General features: G+C 70.1%; 2 protein-coding genes. Both read right to left on the bottom strand.

What is annotated here, in order from left to right; all coding sequences use genetic code 11:
• On the bottom strand, positions 1 to 1562 hold a 1562-nt coding region (locus AC1RQK_RS40280; RefSeq protein WP_492815227.1), incomplete at its 3' end, for a condensation domain-containing protein.
• Positions 1563 to 5252, bottom strand: a 3690-nt coding sequence (locus AC1RQK_RS40275) for an amino acid adenylation domain-containing protein (RefSeq protein WP_492815225.1), incomplete at its 5' end; no start/stop codon positions are given. It lies immediately after the preceding gene.

Raw genomic sequence — 5252 nt, 5'->3', positions numbered from 1 at the left:
AGCGCGTGGCGGGCGATCTGCGCGTGGACCGGCATGCAGGCATCGGCCGGCACTTCGCCCTGGCCCAGCGCAAGCAGGCTGTCCCGCTCGGCGGCGTCGAGCAATTCGACCGCATCCAGCGCGCAGTCCGGCGCGTCGGCAAGCTGCTGCAGCAGTCGCAGATAGTGGCGCGCCAGCCGCTGCGCGGTCGCCACGTCGAACAGTTCTGCAGCGTAGTGGAAGCACGCGTGAATCTGGCCCGCGGAGTCCTCGCGCGTATCGAGCGTCAATTCCAGCGCTGTCGCGCGCTCGCCCACGGGCGCGCTTTCGAGTTCCAGACCGGGCAGCGAGAGCCGGCCCGCGCGGTCACCGCGCCGATGGTTGTGCACCACCTGAAACAGCGGGTGATAGCTCATGCTGCGCTCGGGCTGCAACGCATCCACCAGCTGCTCGAACGGCAGGTCCTGATGCGCCTGCGCGCCCAGCACCGCTTCGCGGATATCGCCAAGCAGCGCGGAAAGCGGCCGGCGGCCATCGATCTGGCCGCGCACGATCTGCGTGTTGACGAAGAGCCCCACCACCCGCTCGGTCTCGATTCGGTTACGGCCCGCCACAGGCACGCCCACGCAGATGTCGCGGCTTCCGGTGTACCGGTAGAGCAGCGCGTGAAAGCCCGCCAGCAGCGCCATGAACAGCGTGCCGCCTTGCGCCTGCGCGCGCTCGCGCAGGGCTTGCGCCAGCGCATCGGGGATGTCGATCTCGCAGCGCTGCGCCAGATAGGCCGACGTGGCGGGGCGGGGGCGGTCGGTCGGCAGCGCGAGTACCGTGGGCGCGCCGGCCAGCGCATCGCGCCACCAGTTCAGTAGCCGTTCCCGCTCGCCAGCTTCCAGCCAGTTGCGCTGCCACGCCGCATAGTCGGTGTAGCCTATCTGGGGCGCCGGCAGCGCCAGCGGCTGATCGGCAATGCGCGCGCGGTAGGCCGCCCCCAGTTCGTCGATCAGCAATTGCATCGACCAGCCGTCGGAGACGATATGGTGCATCACCAGTACCAGCCGATGCGATTGGTGCCCAAGTTTCAGCAGATGCACGCGCAGCAGCGGCGCAACGCCCAGATCGAACGGCGCTTCGGCGATGGCGGCCGCGTGCACGTCGGCGGCGTCCGGGTTCGCCGACAGGTCCGTCACCGGCAACGCGATCACCACTTCCGGGCGCACAAGCTGCCGCGCATGGCCGGCCGCGTCGGCGACAAAGCTCGTCCGCAGCGCTTCGTGGCGGCGTGCGAGCGTTGCGAAGGCCGCCGCCAGTGCGTCCACGTCCAGAGCCCCGCGCAGTTCCACGCTGCTGCTGATGTGGTACGCGGCGCTATCGGGCTCGAAACGATGCAGGAACCATTGGCGCTGTTGCGCGTAGGACAACGGCGCGCCGTGGTCCGCCGACGCGTCCGGGCGCGGCAGCGCGGGGATCGGCAATTGCGAGAAGGCCATGCCTTGCTCGGCCATCTTGTCGAGGAACGCACGGCGCTGGGCCGGCGCCAGCGTGGCAAAGCGCGCGGCCAGCCGGGCTGCGGTATTGGCTTCGATCATTCAGACTGACTCCAGGGTATTGGCAAACGCCTCCAGTTCCAGCAGGGCGGCTTCGTCGGCATGGCGATGCTGCGCGGGCAGCGCGGCAGCCAGTTCGGCCAGCGTGCCGGCGCCAAACAGCAGCGCAAGCGGCGCATCGATGCCGAGTTCGCCCTGAATGCGGGACAGAAGCTGGACGGCCAGCAGCGAATGGCCGCCCAGGGCGAAGAAGTTGTCGTGGCGGCCCACCGTGGGTACGCCGAGCAGGTCCTGCCAGATCGCGGCCAGCTGCGTTTCGAGATCGCCCTGCGGCGGTTCCGCGGCAACGGCAACGGGGGCGTCGGCCTTTGGCAGCGCGCGGCGATCCAGCTTGCCGTTGGCGGTCAGTGGCAGCGCGTCGAGCCAAACGATCGTGGCCGGCACCATATTGCCGGGCAGCACGGCGGCCAGCGCGCGCCGCAGTTCGGCGGGATCGGTTCGCCGGTCGTCCTCCGGCACGGCATAGCCGGCCAGTTGCATGCCCGTTGGCGTCGCGTCAGCCACCACGGCGGCTTGCCGGACGCCCGGCAGCGCGGCCAGTTGCGCCGCCACTTCGCCGGGTTCCACGCGGAAGCCACGGATCTTGACCTGATCGTCGATCCGGCCGAGGTACTCGAAAACGCCGTCCGCCTGGCGCCGCACACGATCCCCTGTGCGGTAGAGACGGCCACCATGCGCCGAGAAAGGGTCCGGAACGAAGCGGTCGGCCGTCAGCGCGGCGCGGCCAAGGTAGCCGCGTGCCAGCGCCGGTCCGCCCAGATACAGCTCGCCGGCCACGCCGTCGGGCAATGGCGCCAGCGCGCCGTCCAGCACATGGACCACGGTGCCGGCCAGCGGCTGCCCCAGCGGCAGGCCGGTTCCGGGCTGCGGCGCCGTGCCGGCGACGTGCACGAGGACGCCGACCGTGGTTTCCGTGGGCCCGTAGTGGTTGACCAGCCGGCAGGCGGGACGCGCCTCATGAATGCGGGCGCGCAGCGCGGAGTCGGTGGCTTCGCCGCCGAGCACCAGCGTGTGGGCCGGCAGCACGTCTGCCGGCGCCGTGCCGGCAGACGCCGCGCCGTCCAGCAGTGCGCGCAGATGGCTCGGGACGATCTTGAGCACGTCGATGCGGTGCTCGGCCATATAGCGCGCGAAAGCAGCCGCATCGAACACGCAACGGCGTTCGGGCAGATGCAGCGCAGCGCCGCTGGCCAGCGCGCCAAACAGCACCGTATGCCCGAGGTCCGCCGCCGGTGTCGATACCATCGCCATGCGCAGCCCGCGCGGCAATGCCAGTTGCGCCAGCACGCCATCGAGATAGTGGGCCAGCGCGCCGTGGGAAATCCCCACGCCCTTGGGCCGCCCGGTCGAGCCGGAGGTGTAGATCACGTAGGCCAGATGCGCCGGATGTGGCGTCCGCTCCGGGTTCGGCGTCGTGCCTGCGGCGTCGCCGATGTAGAGCGCGGGCTGCATCAGGTCCAGCATTGACACCGAGGCCGGTGCGGCCAGCAGGGCCTCGGGGCGCTGCGTCAGCAACAGCGCCACGCGGCTGTCCTCGACCATATAGGCCAGACGGTCGGACGGATACTCGGGATCGAATGGCACATAGGCGCCGCCAGCCTTCAGGATCGCCAGCAGCGCGACGACCATTTCCACGGACCGCTCGGCCAGCACGCCCACGGGCACATCCGGCCCCGCGCCGCGCGCGATCAGCTGCCGCGCCAGCGCGTTGGCGCGCCGGTTGAGTTCGCCATAACTCAGCGCCTGGCCGTCGGCGACGAGCGCCGTGGCGTCGGGCGTATCCAGGGCATGGGCCTCGAAGCGCCGATGGACGGGCTGATAGCTGCCGACGAACGCCGAGGAAGGCGACGTCCGCAGACGCGTCGCGTCGATCAGGCCGATCTGCCCCAGTGGCTGCGCCGCATCGGCCGCCATGGCGCGCATCGTGGCCAGCAGCGCCTGCGCCAGCGTTTCGGCCTGGGCTTCCGCCAGACGGGCGCGGTCAAAGCGGCAGGTCAGGCGCAGCGTATCGGTCTGGGCCAGCACCAGCGTCAGCGCGTAATTGGTTTCCGCGCGGTTGGTGATGTTCGCGAACGCCAGCCCGCCCGGCGCGCGGCGCAGCGCGGCATCGACCGGGTAGTTCTCGAAGACCACGATCGAATCGAACAGCGCCTGCCCGCCGTGGCCGGCCCAGCGCTGGATGTCATAGAGCGGCGCGTGTTCGTGCTCGCGCGTGGCAAGGTTCAGCGCCTGGACCTCACGCAGCCAGTCGCCCACGGTCTGGCGCGGCGAGGGCGTGGCCACCACCGGCAGCGTGTTGATGAACAGCCCCAGCATCTGCTGGGCGGCCGGCAGATCGGCGGGACGGCCGGACACGGTGGCGCCAAACGCCACGCTGGGCTGCGCGGTGCAGCGTTGCAGTACCAGCAGCCATGCCGCCTGCACCAGCGTGTTGAACGTCACCTTCTGCGCGCGGGTAAACGCGGCCAGCGCGGCCGTTGCGTCGGCGTCAAGGTGATGATGCTGCTCGGTATGGCCATCCCCGGACGTGACCGCTGGCAGTGCATCCAGCAGGCGCGTTGGCGTTTCCAGCGACTGCAGTTGCGCCTTCCAGAACGTCTCGCTGGCATCCCGGTCACGCGACTGCAGCCAGCCGATGTAGTCGGCAAAGCGATGTCCGGCAGCCGGCAGCGCTTCGCCCGCGTAGTGGCGCAGCACCTCGCCCAGCAAATGCGCGGTGCTCCAGCCGTCGAGCAGCAGATGATGGACGGTCCAGACCAGATGATGGCGATCCGGCCCCGTGCGCAGCAGCGCGACGCGCAGCAGCGGCGGCTGTTGCAGGTCGAAGCGCTGTGCAAGCTGCTCGGCCGCCAGCCGATCCACGTCCTCGGCGGCGCGCCCCGTGAAGTCCGCCTCAATCACGGGCAAGGCGACGTCCTTCGCCACCCATTGCAGCGGCTGGTCGCCGCGATGCAGGAAACCGCAGCGCAGGCTGTCGTGGCGCGCCAGCACGGCCTGCCATGCCGCGACAAAGCGGGCCGGATCGAGACCGTCGATATCGACACGCAACTGGTTCGTATACGCGCTGCCTTCGGGGGCGAAGACGCTATGGAACAGCATGCCCGACTGCATCGGGGACAACGGATACAGGTCCTGCACGCGCGCGGCATCGAGGCTTAGTGCGTCGAGCCGGGCTTGCGTCAGGCCAGCCAGCGGAAAATCGGAAGGCGTGAGGCCAACGGCGCCGGAGGTGCAGTGGCGTACGACGGCGTCCAGTTCGGCCCGCAACGCTCCGGCCAGGCGCTCGATGGTGGCCGTGCGATGCCGGTTCTGGCTGAACGCCACCGTCAATTGCAGTTCGCCACCAAGCACTTGCCCGCTGACCGACAGCGGATGCGACAGCGGAGCGGCGGGGTCCTGGGTGCCTCCCGCCGCCTGCGCCCCATCTGCGGCCGGCCGCCATGCGGCGCCTTCGGCGAAGCTTGCATCGAACTGGCCCAGGTAGTTGAACACCACCTCGGGCTTGGGCACCGCTGCCAGCGCTGACTGCTGGGCCGGCGTGCCCCAGCGTCGCAGCAGGCCGAAGCCGATACCTTCGCCCGGGACCGCGCGCAGTTGCTCCTTGACCGTGCGGATGGCCGTGCCGATCTCGCCGCTGCCGTCGAGCGCCACCGGGAACATTGTCGTGAACCA

This window comes from Cupriavidus sp. GW822-FHT02D05, assembly GCF_058802485.1.
This window is presented reverse-complemented; position numbering and strand designations above follow the sequence as displayed.